At 49.2% G+C, this 14,865-nt stretch carries 12 protein-coding genes; 9 read left to right on the top strand and 3 right to left on the bottom strand.

All coding sequences use genetic code 11. From position 1 onward, the window contains the following. Nucleotides 1-96: 96 nt before the first annotated feature. The 3 genes from ACSQ8O_RS02620 to ACSQ8O_RS02630 all read left to right on the top strand — a co-directional run bounded on the left by ACSQ8O_RS02620 (nucleotide 97) and on the right by ACSQ8O_RS02630 (nucleotide 5,885). Complete coding sequence (locus ACSQ8O_RS02620; protein ID WP_436240362.1) at nucleotides 97-2,454, top strand: FdhF/YdeP family oxidoreductase; 2,358 nt, start codon at nucleotides 97-99, stop codon at nucleotides 2,452-2,454. 3 nt (nucleotides 2,455-2,457) lie between these two features. Then, nucleotides 2,458-3,267, top strand: coding sequence for a formate dehydrogenase accessory sulfurtransferase FdhD (fdhD, locus tag ACSQ8O_RS02625; protein WP_436240363.1), 810 nt, complete (start codon nucleotides 2,458-2,460; stop codon nucleotides 3,265-3,267). Between the two features lie 95 nt (nucleotides 3,268-3,362). Continuing rightward, nucleotides 3,363-5,885 carry a trypsin-like peptidase domain-containing protein gene (locus ACSQ8O_RS02630; RefSeq protein ID WP_436240364.1) on the top strand — a complete coding sequence of 841 codons (2,523 nt, stop codon included), beginning with the start codon at nucleotides 3,363-3,365 and terminating at the stop codon, nucleotides 5,883-5,885. 496 nt (nucleotides 5,886-6,381) lie between these two features. On the opposite strand, the gene ACSQ8O_RS02635 is transcribed toward ACSQ8O_RS02630, so the two are convergent. Then, nucleotides 6,382-7,200: a (2Fe-2S)-binding protein gene (locus ACSQ8O_RS02635; protein ID WP_436240365.1), complete on the bottom strand. Its 819-nt coding sequence runs from the start codon at nucleotides 7,198-7,200 to the stop codon at nucleotides 6,382-6,384. Between the two features lie 444 nt (nucleotides 7,201-7,644). Further along, nucleotides 7,645-8,445 (bottom strand): pirin family protein, encoded by an 801-nt coding sequence (locus tag ACSQ8O_RS02640; protein ID WP_436240366.1) that lies wholly within the window; start codon nucleotides 8,443-8,445, stop codon nucleotides 7,645-7,647. A 174-nt stretch (nucleotides 8,446-8,619) separates the two neighbouring features. Between ACSQ8O_RS02640 and ACSQ8O_RS02645 the strand changes: the two genes are divergently transcribed. The 6 genes from ACSQ8O_RS02645 (at nucleotide 8,620) to ACSQ8O_RS02670 (ending at nucleotide 14,212) form a co-directional block, all read left to right on the top strand. After that, nucleotides 8,620-9,036, top strand: coding sequence for a BlaI/MecI/CopY family transcriptional regulator (locus ACSQ8O_RS02645; RefSeq protein ID WP_171638308.1), 417 nt, complete (start codon nucleotides 8,620-8,622; stop codon nucleotides 9,034-9,036). A 2-nt stretch (nucleotides 9,037-9,038) separates the two neighbouring features. Further along, a complete protein-coding gene (locus ACSQ8O_RS02650) occupies nucleotides 9,039-9,878 on the top strand; it encodes a M56 family metallopeptidase (RefSeq protein WP_436240367.1) in 840 nt (279 codons plus the stop codon). A 138-nt stretch (nucleotides 9,879-10,016) separates the two neighbouring features. Further along, the gene (locus tag ACSQ8O_RS02655) at nucleotides 10,017-10,604 is read left to right on the top strand and encodes a DUF2231 domain-containing protein (protein ID WP_436240368.1); all 588 of its coding nucleotides are present in this window, start codon (nucleotides 10,017-10,019) and stop codon (nucleotides 10,602-10,604) included. Between the two features lie 191 nt (nucleotides 10,605-10,795). Further along, a complete protein-coding gene (locus ACSQ8O_RS02660) occupies nucleotides 10,796-11,050 on the top strand; it encodes a hypothetical protein (RefSeq protein ID WP_056622187.1) in 255 nt (84 codons plus the stop codon). A 287-nt stretch (nucleotides 11,051-11,337) separates the two neighbouring features. Continuing rightward, the gene (locus ACSQ8O_RS02665; RefSeq protein ID WP_436240369.1) at nucleotides 11,338-12,039 is read left to right on the top strand and encodes a response regulator transcription factor; all 702 of its coding nucleotides are present in this window, start codon (nucleotides 11,338-11,340) and stop codon (nucleotides 12,037-12,039) included. Continuing rightward, nucleotides 12,017-14,212 (top strand): histidine kinase dimerization/phospho-acceptor domain-containing protein, encoded by a 2,196-nt coding sequence (locus ACSQ8O_RS02670; RefSeq protein ID WP_436240370.1) that lies wholly within the window; start codon nucleotides 12,017-12,019, stop codon nucleotides 14,210-14,212. The genes ACSQ8O_RS02665 and ACSQ8O_RS02670 overlap by 23 nt, the downstream gene beginning before the upstream one ends. Before the next feature lie 168 nt (nucleotides 14,213-14,380). On the opposite strand, the gene ACSQ8O_RS02675 is transcribed toward ACSQ8O_RS02670, so the two are convergent. Continuing rightward, nucleotides 14,381-14,554 carry a hypothetical protein gene (locus ACSQ8O_RS02675; RefSeq protein ID WP_164483577.1) on the bottom strand — a complete coding sequence of 58 codons (174 nt, stop codon included), beginning with the start codon at nucleotides 14,552-14,554 and terminating at the stop codon, nucleotides 14,381-14,383. Nucleotides 14,555-14,865 lie beyond the last annotated feature (311 nt).

The raw sequence follows: 14,865 nt of genomic DNA on the forward strand, positions 1-14,865 counted from the left end.
ACAAGATAAATAAATCTAACAAGATAAACAAGACAACGAGATACAACAAGACAAACAAATACCAAAAATACATACATGCAATGGGAGGCGTTCAATTTGGGGAAAACGAAGCACACAGGGCCGATCAAGCTGCCTGCTAAGCCAGATCCTAAGCTCTGGGTCAGTAAGATACCGTTCGGTCTCGGTAAAGTGAAACCGAAGCATATTCGAGAGACGGCTAAAATTGCGTGGCAAAATCGAGATAATCTGCCCTATGCGGTGAGGATCCTGACACAGGGGGTGTGCGACGGCTGCGCGCTAGGTGTGTCGGGGCTTTACGATCAGACCCTGGCAGGGCCGCATATCTGCACGACCCGGCTGAACGTACTGCGGCTGAATACGATGCCAGCCATTCGCGAGGAGCTGCTCCATGCGGATATCGACGAGCTCAGCCGCATGAGCTCCACCGAGCTTCGCCAGCTCGGGCGTATTCCGTATCCGCTTATCCGTAGGAAAGGTGAGCGACGTTTCCGCCGTGCCAGCTGGGATGAAGCGCTGGAGTTGATTGCGTCGAAGATGCGCGGGTTGAACCCGAAGCAGATGGCGTTCTACTTAACGGCGAGAGGGATTACGAACGAGTCGTACTATGTGGCAGCGAAGGTAGCAAGATTGCTCGGCACGAACAATATCGACAACGCCTCCCGCATCTGCCACTCACCGTCGAAGACGGCACTGAAGCGCTCCGTTGGTGTGGGCGCATCGACTTGCAATTACAAGGACTGGATCGGCACGGACGTCCTTGTATTCTGGGGCAGCGTGGCCGCGAACAATCAGCCGGTCTCGACGAAGTATATGTATGCGGCCAAACGCAAAGGGACGAAGATCATTGTCATTAACCCGTACTACGAGCCATCAATGGAGCAGTACTGGATCCCTTCCATTGCCGAATCAGCGTTATTCGGCACCAAGCTGGCAGACGATGTGTACCAAGTGAACATCGGCGGAGATATTGCCTTCATGAATGGCATCATGAAGGTGTGGTTCGAGATGGAGGCGCGCGAGCCTGGCTCCGCGATTGACCACGCGTTCGTGGCTGCGCACACGAACGGATACGAAGAACTGCGCGCCCACGTGGCGCAGCAGGATTGGACGACGCTCACGCAGTCGTCCGGTCTCACTCGCGAGCGCATCAGCGAGCTCGCGCAGATCCTAGCGCGTGCCGCTAGCGCGGTTTTCGTGTGGAGCATGGGGCTCACACAGCACCGCTTCGGCACGGACAACATCTCGCAGGTGGCGAATCTCGCCCTCCTGCGGGGGTTTCTTGGCCGCGAGCACTGCGGGCTGATGCCCATCCGCGGCCACAGCGGCGTGCAGGGATCCGGCGAAATGGGCGCCGATCCCTTCTCCTTGCCGGGCGGCGAGATCAACAGCGCCGCCGACCGCAACCGCATCGAGCAGCTCTGGGGCTTCGAACTGCCGAGCTGGCAGGGTGAAATCGTCGGTGTCACCCTCGAGAATGCGCTCCTGCCCGAGGAGCAGGAGCGGAAGCTCCGGTTGTTCTATACATCCGGAGGCAACTTCCTCGAGACGATGCCGGACCCGGATTTCGTCCGACAATCACTTACCAACATCGACGTCCGTGTCCACCAGGACATCATCCTTAACACCTCCACGCTGCTCGACGCGCGGGAGGCCGTAGTGGTGCTGCCCGCGATGACGCGCTACGAGCAGCCGGGGGGAGGCACATCCACCTCGACGGAGCGGATGGTGTATTTCTCACCCGAGATCGCAGGTCCCCGCATCGGTGAAGCCCGAGCGGAGTGGGACATCTATGTCGATCTCGCCCGCCGGGTGAAGCCCGAAGCCGCAGCGTTGCTAGGCTGCGGCACCGCGGAGGCGATCCGCGCGGAGATTGCGCAGGCCGCGCCGAGCTACGACGGCATCCAGCACCTGCGGGAGCGCGGGGACGTGTTCCAGTCCGGCGGCGCTTGGTTGTGCGAAGACGGCGTCTGTCCGACGCCGGATGGCCGCGGCCGGCTGCTGCCGATCGAGCTTCCGGAGCTGCGGAAGCCGGAGGGGCATTTCGCGGTGACGACGCGCCGCGGTAAGCAGTTCAATTCGATGATCTACAGTGACGTCGATCCGTTCAATGATGCGGAGCGCTATGACGTGCTCATTCATAAAGAAGACGCGAAGGGACTCGCCTTAAACGAAGGGGAAGCGATCGTGGTCTACAATGGTTTCGGCAGCATGCATGGCAGAGTAAAGCAGGCAGATGTCAAGCAGGGCAATATCGAGGTGCATTGGCCAGAGGGCAACAGCCTCATACCCAAGGGAGTATATGAGCCATTCGCGGGCATTCCAGAGTATAACACGGCTGTCATTGTTGAAAAGGCAGAAACGTACCACGCACACAAAGACACTCGTTATGTTGAGAAGCGCATTTTAGAGTTGGAAACCGAAATGGAGGGATAAGCTGTGGATGATGTAGAGCTTCCATCGCCTGCGACCACAACATGGTCGATTCATCGTTATAACGGTTCGGAGGTGCTTCCTGCGGAGGATACGATTGCGGTCGAGGCCCCTCTGACGATCCTGCTGGATGGTGAGGAGTTTGCCACACTTGTCTATACACCAAGCCACACAATGGATTTGGTTACGGGTTTTCTTGCTTCCGAAGGGATGATCCGTTTCGTCGATCAGATTGAATCCCTATCCCTCGAGGAGGACCGTGGCTTCGCCCATGTGAAACTCCGTCATCTTCATCAGCTGAGCCGCCAGATGGTGTCCAAGCGATTCATTGGATCCTGCTGCGGGAAAAGTCGTCAGTTTTATTTTCACAATGATATGCGCACGGCCAAAACGGTGACAACGAAGCTCAGTCTGACGATCCCCCAATGCTTTCATCTGATGAGTGAACTTCAGGAGCAATCGGCGGAATTTCGGGCGACAGGAGGGTTGCATAACGCAGCGCTGTGCACAGTCAGTGAGCTTCGAGTCACCCGAGCAGATATCGGCAGACACAACGCGCTTGATAAAATATATGGACACATCCTTCGGGAGAGGATTTCGGTTAGGGATAAGGTTCTCGCATTCAGCGGAAGAGTCTCTTCCGAAGTTGTTTTGAAGACGTCGAAAATCGGCGTCGGCCTTCTTTTGTCCAAATCAGCACCAACCGATCTCGCACTCCGACTCGCTCACGATCTTGGCATTACGGTAGTTGGCTTCATTCGGAAGGACCATTTAACCGTGTATACGCATCCGGAACGCATTGCAGAATGTCGATAAAGTTACCTTTTTGTGGAAATATTTATATTGTCTCTCTACCAGAATTGTGCTAGATTCTAGCTATTGCCAACTTTTGTTAAGAGAGGAACGACATAATGGGGAATTGGAAAGTTTGGATGAAAAAAGGGAGCATTTCGCTGGTCGCAGCTTTCGTACTTGTGACGTTTGTACAGCCGATGTCTTCGCCTGCTTATGCAGCTGAAATTAACGCAGAGATTCCGCAGGTTATCGAGAAAGCTTCGCCTTCCGTAGTCGCCATTATAGGAAAGCCATCCTCAGAGATGGACAAGTCATTAGAGAAAAATCGCTTTAACCTTGCACATGGAACGGGTGTCATTGTGGCCTCGAACGGTGTGATTGTTACGAATGCTCATGTGGTGAAAAATATGAAAAATATCGTCGTCGTGACTTCCGAGGGGACAACCTATCGCGGGCATGCCTCGAATATTGATGAGGAGAGCGATCTGGCACTTGTCAAAATTGATGCCTCAGGCCTCAAGCCAGCCACCTTCGCCTCCTCCTCGGACATCAAAGTTGGTGAAACAGTAGCTGCGATTGGTACGCCTATCTCGTTCGCTTTACGTAACTCTGTAACAGTGGGCATTGTCAGCGGTCTAGATCGCTCGGTGAGCTCGCAGTATCAGTTGATTCAAACAGACGCAGCCATTAACCCAGGCAACAGCGGGGGCGCTTTGATCAATATGAAGGGCGAAGTCATTGGGATTAATACGATGAAATACGCAGATATTGGTGTAGAAAATCTCGGATTCGCTATACCTGTAGACACGGTGAAGTATGTTTTGAAGCATTTTGAACTGTATGGCAAAGTGAAACGCGCCTATACAGGCCTGGAATTAGAAGAAAGCTGGGAAGCCGTTGTTGGCTTGCCGAGTTCGACGGGGCTCCGAGTGACCTACGTGGACGCGGATTCACCTGCGGCAGAAGCGGGAATTGAGCAAGATGAAATTTTAGTTTCTGTAGGCCCTACCTCGGTCAAAACACTCGTAGATTACAACGAGGCGATTAAAAAGTATTTGCCAGGCCAATCGGTGGATATTAAGCTTCAGGCTGGAAGCTCGACGTTGACCAAAACTGTGAAGCTTGGTGAATTGCACAGTGCAGAAGCGGCGTTAACAGAGGATTCCGAGGGAAGCTCTTTGGACGCGGACAGCGGTAAAACGAAGATTGGCGACAGCCACTTCGGCTGGTCCATGAAGTACCCAGCTGGTCTTGTCAAAAGACAACAATCCGACGACGGAGATTCCGTTAGCTTCGTTGATGCGAAAGGCGAATTCGCCCTTTCCATTCACGTAGACAGCGACCAAAGTGATGAGCTGTCGGCAGCGGCTCTTTTGAACAAAATCGCAGGTGATGATAGCAGTGAATATTCGGGTTATGGGGATAGTGCGACGATTCTGGAACGTCAATATGTAAAGCGGGCAGAAAGTCCTTATGCCAAAATCGTAAGCCGATCCGGTGAAGATGGCTATATCCAGACGCGAGGCTACCTGCATGGTGGTCGTTTGTATACGGTGAAGCTCTTCGTAACCAAAGAACAATACACCAATCGTTCCAAACAAAATAGCTATAATGATTTGTTGGATAGCTTTAAGCTTGCTTTTAATTCGGCAGATAACTCTCTGAAAGATATCTCCGTGTTTAATTCTGATGATGTGACCTATACGAGTGAGTATGGGTTATCGATCGATTTGCCTGCGGACTGGGAGCAGGATCATCGTGGAAGCAACTCCTTTTACAATGAGGATTATTCGCAAACGCTCCATGTATATGTAACCTCAGCGTCTTCAGGTGATACCCTGTCGGATTGGGTTGGCCGGAAGACTAAAGAGTTTGAAGCCCAATACAAGGCGGATTATCGCCGTGTAGACAAGCCAGTAGAGGTAACCGTAGACGGTGTGCCAGCATGGAAAGTAGGTTTTGCGAGTTCCTTGGGGGACGAGTGGGATGCGGGAAGTTCGCTCTTTTTCATCAAGGACAAGTACAAATATGAAGTGCAAATGACCTATCCGCAAGATGATCAAGGTGATGAGCTGAAGAAGATCTGGGATAACGTGGTGGCGTCGATCTCCGTGGATAAAGAAGCGATGGATGGGGAGCTTGGCATCATTCAGGATTTAGACGAACTTGCCGATCCGGATCGTACAACGCTATATAAAAACGAGAAGTTCAACTATACGGTGCGTATTCCTGAAAATTGGACAACGAACCGCTCTTACGAGGGTAACGATCAGGCGACGAAGTCATTTACCTTCACAGGTGGTTACTTACGTGTAGAGGCAGACAGCAAGAAGGCCTACGCCGAAGTCTTGAAGGATGCCGAAGAGGAGCACAAGGTAAGTCGCACCAATGATAGTGACTACACTTACTCGTCTGAGGATGTTACGCTTTTCGGTGATGTGAAAGCGAAGAAGTACACGGTGAGCTATTCAAAAGCGCACATTCCGTACGCCGAGACGGTATATGTGTTTAATCGCAAGCAAGTCACGTATACGGTGACGCTTCGTATTGATGCTGCGGTGAGCACGGATGCGAATATGGCACGGCTGAACAAGACGTTTGCTTCGTTCGCCTTTGTGAACGGTACGGGCGGGAAATAGGGCCTCACTGAGGCGAGGGGAATAGGGAAAAAGCAGCGGATTTCCGCTGCTTTTTCTGTTGATTACTCTATGCTACTTTACGCGAATACCACTATTATTAGCTTCTATATCATCATCAGTAATAACGCAATCTATCGGCAACACTAACGGCAAGACCAACACCAACCGTTTAAAACAGGATTTATAGGGGAATTATTCTTTGAAAAATGCAAATAGGCAACCTTTTCTCTTCATTTATCCTCTAAATTAGCAAATGCGTGCAAATAGGCAACGTTTCTAATGAATTTAAAGGAAATCTCCTCAAATCACACTAAAAGGATGCCTATTTGCATCAATTCCCAAAAAATGAAGGGAAACCTATGTCAAAACTGCCTATCTGCATTTTTGACAGCCTCCAAGCCCAACGCGACCCCCGACCCCCGACCCTCTTCCAACTAACTAGCTAAACATACCAAAACCCCTGAGGGAAATCCCTCAGGGGTTTTGTGCATTCGTCTTATCCAGCTGTAGCTGTGCTCGCTTGCTTGCTTTTGATCTCAATGAACATTTCCTCGCGCTGCGAGTCCTTGAGGATCGGGCAATTGAAGCACTTTGTTCCTTCTTCACGGCGGTAGTACATGCAACAGGAGGAGCGCATCAGAATTTTTTTGCCTTCTTGATAAGGGCTATCTATGTACTTCGGCTCATGGACGAACGGATTTACTTTGCGACCAAAAACATCGGCCGTCAACTCTTTCGTCAACACCGCATAATCGGCAGAGAACTGTTCGCGGACGTGGGGACGTGGGTCATTTTCCAACACATAGTCACGTACGAATGTCATGCGCGCAGCGAATTGATTCCAGATCATAGCCTGATTCACTTTTGCTTGCTCTGCGATGACCGTAATCACTGGCGTGATGAGGGTTGAGAACAGCTTACGCATTTCCAACTCAATGAATAGGTCACGATCTTCTGTCGGAACTTCCTTCCATTGTACGTTTACAATCTTATATCCGACGTGTGCATGGTCGCCATGATTCTCGACTTCAAGTGCGAGATGATCTAACTCCAAATCCAACCATTGATTGTACTGAGCAAGAAACAGGTGGATCGTAGCCACTAGATTGAAAAGTGTAAGTCCCAAGTACGACGCCGAAATGTCCAATCCTTTGCCGCGGAGCAACGTTTGTCCTTGCTGCAGGACGTCCAACATCACAGGTCCCTCTAAGAGCTGCTTCGCCGGAATGTGCAGGAGGGGTTCTTCCATTCCTTTTGGTGAAATATGAAAGTACATCTCAACTAGCGAGAAATCGACGTTTGTTTCGATGGGCATCGTCAGCACGCTCCAAATGTAAGAATGATTATCGTTATCATAATAATTCCTTTGATCATACAAGATGCGTGACGAAAGTGTCAATTTGGTTTCTTCCAAAAAAGGAAGGCGAATCCTACAAATACATGGAAAAAGTCCATGTAATTTAGTCCGATTTCTCTGAATCACGAGGTTAGATGGAAAAAGTACAGCTAATTTCGCTGATTTGGGCCTTTCGAACAGGTATGAGTGAGATTAGCTGTATGTTTTCCATTTATTTCTGGAAAAGGAATGGAAAGGCTCAAAATAGCTGGAGGAAATCCAGGTATTCTAGTGGGAGTGCTGGCTAGTTGGGGGTAGTGTGGGGGCGTTGGAGGAATGAAGTAAGTGTTGGCGGTCAGTGAAGCTCCAAAAAACACAACACCTCCCCATCTTTTCGGATGGGGAGGTGCGTGTGAAACCTGCTTACTTCCGATACAAGGCATAGCCTGGATCTTCCGGTACGTCGATGGCAATGATCCGCAGGCCTTGCTCAGAGCCCGCCACCAGGTGAAGAGCTTCTCCTTCACCTACTGCTTTCGCTACCACAAAATCCTTGTGGGATAGGGTCTTCCGATCTTGCCCTTGCTCTTGATCTCGCTCCTGTCCTTGCCCCACAACGCTACCCACACCTTCCCCGCGAATCACGAGGAACGCCGTGCTGCGCCCCAGTTCCAAGTCGTAGCTGAACGCGGCGCCAGGCTCAATCGCCCAATCATACATCCGCACATCCGTATCCAACTGTATGGGAGCATCTCCGCCGATTACTTTTTTCACGGTTGCCCCAGCAGCTTGGCTAACGGGGAATAGCTCATGCTCGTATTGGTGATAGGCAGCCGGCTTTTTTACAGTCTCGCTCAAATGCGGCTCGAACCAAATCTGCATCGCCTCGCTGCCCGCTCTGCGGAAGGCCTCAGCGTGATAGACACCCGAACCCGCTTGAATCACTTGCGCGCCGCCGTTCGTCACGGTTTCCAAGGATCCGAGGGAATCCCGGTGCTCGACAAGCCCGTCGATCACATACGTGACGATTTCGAACGCTTTGTGCGGGTGCATGCCGATTTCCGATACGTCGGATGCTTTGCCCCATGCCCAGTAGAATAAAGGCCCGACACGATCTACCGCTGTCTTTTCGCCGGGAAAGCTGATAGCTCGTTGTTCGACGAATTTGCCTCCATCGAATGCGCCTACGCCTTGTTCATTTACCGAATATATGTCAATGCTCATCAGAATCACTCCTTAACTATACTATTTTCTATAACTTACTTTATGTAAGTATTATAACGCGAATGCGAGGAGATGTCAAAGTAAATTCAAAGCATGTCGCTCACGCAACAGGTGTTTCTTGACTTCCGCACTATGATCACACTACAATCTATAGTGTAAGGAGTGTGGCCTAACGTGAAAATGCAAAACTTTAAATTAAAGGAAAGCGGACTTAACCGATTTTTCGGTCCGCTAGAGTCCAAGATTATGGAAATTCTCTGGACCAGCCCCTCGGAAATGACGATCAAAGACGTCCAACAGAAGCTGGACGAGGACAAAGCGATCAATTTCAATACCGTGATGACGGTGATGAACCGCCTCGTGGACAAAAAGATTTTACAAAAGCGTTCTGTTGCAAGGTCGTTTCACTATAAGCCTGTTATAACGATTGAAGAGTTCATGGACACGCAATCCAAAGAGTTGACGTATGACCTTATTGAACAATTTGGCTCGTTGGCAGTTACCCATATGGTTGATGCGCTCGATAAAGTGGACCCTGAGCTACTTGACCAGTTGGAGCAGCATATTCTACTTCTGAAAAGGGATCGATAACGATGAAGGAATCGCGATTCAAATGGCTGTACGCGGCTGCATTAGTGGTTGGAGGCTCGATCCTGTGGCAAATGGTGGCCTTCCTCCTAGGGCATATGTTCCACTGGAGGCCCTCTCGGAATCTATTTGATTTGTGTATGATTCTCCTTCACTATCTGCATGTGCCAGGGCACGTGCCTATGACCTTAGTCAATCTATTGATTCTCTACACGATGGGGACGATGTTATGGTTTACGGTCAAGCACTGCTATGATGTGGTCAAGGCGAATAAGCTCGTGAAGAAATACCATGATGTTGCTCTTTCCGAAGTGTATGCTGCGAACTTCGATCTCGCACAGCAGCAACTCCAAATCGTTCGCTACCAAGCACCACTTGCCATGACCATCGGGTTATGGAAGCCACGTATACTGGTCTCAACGGGACTGATGGACATGCTGGAGCCGGGTGAGCTTCGTGCGGTGATTGAGCATGAGAAATGCCATGTACAACACCGGGATCCTGCGGCGATATTCCTGCTGGCGCTAATCTCGAAGTCGATGCGGTATATCCCTATTTTTGCATGGATTGCCCACAAATATCCGATGATGATCGAGCTTCGCGCGGATAAGTACGCCATCGAACGGATGGAGCAAGCGACAGACCTAGGCAGTGCGTTGCTGAAGCTGCTCAAACAAACCGCGAAACCGCGCTTTCCACTCTCACACGCTTCCTTTGCGGAGACTTCGATGAATGTGCGTATTCAGCATATTTTGGACCCCGAGAGGGAGGTTGCCATGCGCTGGCCGCTAATTCGATTGGCAATTTCTGTACTTATCTTTATAGTCGTTATGGGGCTTATCTAACAAATAGGCCCTTTTTCACATTTTGGCGTTCAAACATACTTGGAAATGGGCTTGTCAGAAAAAGAATTGACAATTCCAACCTTTTACACTACGCTTTGTAGTGTAATCTATTTTCCGGTATATGAAGGAGCGAATCGCATGGACTACATAATGAAAAATCTACATTTTATATTCACTCACGTTCCAATTGCGCTATTAATTTTCAGCTTTGTTTTTGATGTTGTGGCTCTTATTTTTAAAAAGAAGGAATGGCACTCAGCCGGTATGCTTTGCCTTGTCGTTGGTGCGCTCGGTGCGATTGCCAGCGTGCTTACAGGGCCAGAATCACGGAATACGCTCGTTGGATCGCATGAATTTTACGCGAGGTTAACGATGATCCTTGCTATTGTACTAGCTGTAGTACGTGTAGGCTTGCTAGTTTGGAAAAAGCTCGAGCTCGGCCGCAACCCGATCTTTCTCGTTGCTTCCCTTGTCGCGGTGCTGCTCGTAAGTTACACAGGTCATCTTGGTGGCAAAATGGTACATCGCAACATGCAAGGCTTCCCAGGTGGCGGACCTGGTATACAGGGTGGACCTGGCGGTGCTGGGCCAGGTATACAAGGAGGCACCGGCCAGAATGGCCAGGGTGGACAAGGCCAAATGCAGGGAGGCCAGCGTCAAGGTGGTCAAGGCCAGCAGCAACCAGGCGGTCAGGGTGGTCAAACGTCATCTGCACCAGCTAAATAATAATAGAGGGATGTCCGCGGTGATTAGCTGCTGGATATTCCTTTTTTTGATGGTAGCTCATGGCACGTTTCGCTTGCTTATGTCTAGGGCATTAACATGTACTCCTGGGTAAGCCCGCGAATAAAATTCCCTCATATACCTCATCCTAGCAAAGGTAATACATATCCTTATGAGGAGGTAATGAGCACCATATGACCAAAGTTGATTCAAGTTTACAGTCGCAAAATCCGATCTCATCTGCACAAAATTCCGTCGATAACGTTCACCAAGCCGTGAATCATGCCCTATCTCACCCGACTGCCCAAACGGTTGAAGAGGCTAACAATGCCATCTCCAAAGCGGAAAATGCTGTAGCCCAGGCAAGTCTCCAATCAGACAGCCCAGCGGTACAGCAAGCCATGGATTCTTTGGACGAAGATAAGGCGCGACTTGAGAATTTGGAATAAACACATTGTTCAATGAAGACAAGGAAGAAAGCCGTATCCCGTAGTGCACAACTACAGTGGAATCGGCTTTTTTGCTTTTTGCGTTTTCCATCGCTTTCAGCTTGTAGACGTGTAAACAGACCTCATGATGAAACGGCACTTCCGTGCTACACTAAAGAGACAAACAGCTTGTCAGTCTTGTCTTCATAATTTCTTAAGAATTATGGTAACTATTTTGTAAATAGTATCTACTAATATTAGGCTAGTACGGTGGGTTGAAGTGAGATAAAGAAAAAGGGTGCGTGGACGTGACGAAATACCAAGTGCTGGTCGTCGATGACGATATCGACATTCAGGAAGCGATTGAGATTTATTTGAGGGGCGAAGGGATGGAAGTCAGCAAAGCGAACAACGGTCTGGAAGCACTGCTTTTGCTGGAAGAAAAGGAATTCCATTTGATCATCCTCGATATCATGATGCCGAAGATGGATGGAATTCAGGCGACATTCAAGATTAGAGAACGCTGCAATGTCCCGATCCTGATGCTTTCCGCCAAAACGGAGGATATGGACAAAATTATGGGCCTGAATGTGGGTGCTGACGATTATTTAACGAAGCCTTTCAATCCGCTGGAACTGATCGCCAGAGTGAAGTCACAGTTAAGGCGCTACACAACGCTAGGACCATTTGGAACGGAAAAGACGGCAAATGAGGAGTTAAGCGTTCGCGGTCTCGTGCTCAATCCTGTCACCAAGGAAGTCACAGTCGATGGCGAGGAAGTGCGTATGACGCCAACAGAATTCAAAATTTTGGAGCTGCTGATGGTGAATAAGGGACGTGTATTTTCTATCGATGATATTTATGAAAAGGTGTGGAAAGATCCCGCCTTTAACGCTGAGAATACTGTGGCTGTGCATGTGCGCAGAATTCGCGAGAAAATCGAAATTAATCCGAAGGATCCTAAATATTTGAAGGTGGTGTGGGGTGTTGGTTACAAAATGGAGAAGTAGATCAATCTCCCTGGTGTTGCTGGTCGGTGTTGTCATCATGTGGACACTGACGTTATTCGCGGCAACGAATACCTATAAGAACAGCGTGTATTTCGGTGAGGATGCTTATTTCAAAAGCGGGGCATTCGAGAGGGAGATAAATTCCGTCTATGAGAATATTCAATTGTATCATCTGGAGGCTCCGCATTTCAGTGAGAAAACACCAGAAGAGCAGCTCGGCAATAATGACTATTATAATGTGAAGCGTGACGCGGAACGGACCGTACAGGATCGCTTGAACAATTTGCAGGAGAAGTACAGATCGCGTATAGATAATGCTCGAAGTCGTGATGACAATGCAGAAGTAGATCGACTGGAAGCTGAAAGAGATACGAAAATTGCGGAGTTGAATAAGGAGATGGAAGCGACTTTTCAACAAAATCTGAAGACCGCAATCACGGCCAAACAAAAGCAATTCATGGCGGCCAAGACGAGTCTGGATAACCGTGTGAAATCGCTTTACTACGTCGTGAAAAACTTGAAAACCGGCGAAACGTATAGCAATATCTCGTCTGAAGCGCTGCAAAAAAAGATCGATCAACAAGCGTTCATGTATACACTGACATTGCCCAAGATAGATGAACCGAATCGATTTTCGTACCAAATGAATGTTGATCAGGTCAAAGCTACGTACTACATTTTAAACCCATCACAAGGCTCGGGCATTATTCAAGCGGATTATCTCACTTATGAATCTCAAAAGCAGCAAGCAACAGCAACGGTTTACTGGCTAGCAGCGCTTGTGGTTCTCACAATCGGGCTAACCTACTTGGCAAGAAAACATCGGGGAGATAACCCATCGCTGATCGATATCCAAACGGTGGTAAGGGAACGCTTGCCGATCGATGTTCGGGCTTGGACAACTTTTATTGCGGCTGCTGCACTGTTCGGTATCCTCTTCGATGCTGAGCTATATTACTGGTCTCCGACCTATGTAAGCTTATATCAAATAAGCATTGTCCTCATCGCTTCCGCATTACTTGTTATTGTATACAGCGGCCTTCGTGGTGCAGTCGCACTGCTTAGATATCCTGGAAATCTCGCCATGGAATGGAGAAGCAGCTTAACTGCATCATTCTGGCAAACCCTGAAAGACACGCTGGAGCAAAGAGGATTGCTGTTCAAGCTGCTAGTCTTTATGGCGATCATCGGGATCATGGGCTTCTTGCCCGTGTGTGTAGTTGCTTCTAGCGGAGAAGAGGCTGTTATCGTCTTTACGTTCGTCTGGTACATTATGTTCCTGCTCGTGGTACTGCCTTATATGATGCGGAAGATCAAGCAGCTTCGCGCCATTATCAAAGGCGTGGAACAAATGTCGCAAGGTAACTTTGATGTGACCCTTCCTGCCAAAGGAAAAGGTCAGCTCTCCCGGATGGCGATGAACATTAACAATTTGAAGTATGGCCTGCAGCTTTCGCTAGAGAAACAACGTGTCAGTGATCGTCTCAAAACAGAGCTGATTACGAATGTTTCCCATGATTTGAAAACACCGTTAACCTCCATTATCAATTATGTGGATTTGCTCAAAAAAGAAGGCTTGTCTGCCGACCAATCTACCCACTATCTCGAGGTGCTCGATCGGAAAACGCAGCGTCTCAAGGTGCTCATCGAAGATCTTTTCGAGGCATCGAAGATGGCAAGCGGGGCTACAGAGCTGCATTGGGAAAAAGTCGACGTTTCCGCCTTACTGACACAGGCCTTGGCGGAGTTCAGCGACAAAATCGAGGCATCCACGCTGACTTTCCGCGTAAATGTGCAAAGCCCGCATATGTATGCGCTGCTGGATGGCAAAAAAACATGGCGCGTCTTCGAGAATCTCATCGGCAACGCCTTGAAATATGCCTTGCCGGGAACACGTGTCTACGTTACGTTGACGGAAAATATAGAGCGCGTTATCCTCATCATTCAGAATATCTCGCTCCACGAGTTGAATTATGGCGTAGAGGAGCTGTTCGAACGCTTCAAGCGCGGCGACCAGTCTCGGGGAACGGAAGGTTCCGGTCTCGGCCTCGCCATAGCCAAGAGCATCGTTGAGCTACAAGGGGGCACACTCACGATTGATATTGATGGTGACCAATTCAAAGTTATTGCCGAATTTGAAAAACGCGATGTGCTGGCTTCGCAGCAGGTGTAGTTGAAGATAAAGACAACGCAAGTCCCAAGCCCCCGTGTAAGCGTAAATGGCCAAAGATGCGAAAATACACTTATTTTCGGTGGGGAAGGGCTAATACAAGATGAACCCTATGAACGAAACAGAGAGGGCCCCCGCCACTTACATGGCTTAAGGGATACCCTCTCTCTTTTATTTCAACTCAAGCTCTAACTCCTCCAAGGTATACCGGTTGTCCCACAAAAAAACCATGTCATACGCTGTTGAGTCCTTCGAGACAAACCTTGCTGTAGCTGTAATAACGCCACCGATGATCGTTCCGAATCCCACAATCCATCCCATTAATGCAAACACTTGATCGACCATGTGCATTCACTCCTTTGAGGCGTGATGAACTCCTAATCTATCCATATGCCCGATGAATTTGAAACATGTGTGACATTTGAAAGCCTTCTCATCACGAGTATAGACATCGGAAAAATCGGGCTGGGAGAGTTGCATTTTAATCTTTTTCTCCGATTGACACGTTCAGAAGAGGGATGGTAAGATCACCCTGTAAGGATCGAATAGACAGCATTTGGAAAAGTTAACAGGCACCTAAGGTGCCGGGCTCATCAAACGAAACAGGGGGGTTCACTATGGATAACGTGGTTATTGTATTTAGCGCACATCATAAA

It is taken from the genome of Paenibacillus sp. LjRoot56, from assembly GCF_964253335.1.
GTDB classification, from domain to species: Bacteria; Bacillota; Bacilli; order Paenibacillales; family NBRC-103111; genus Paenibacillus_E; species Paenibacillus_E allorhizoplanae.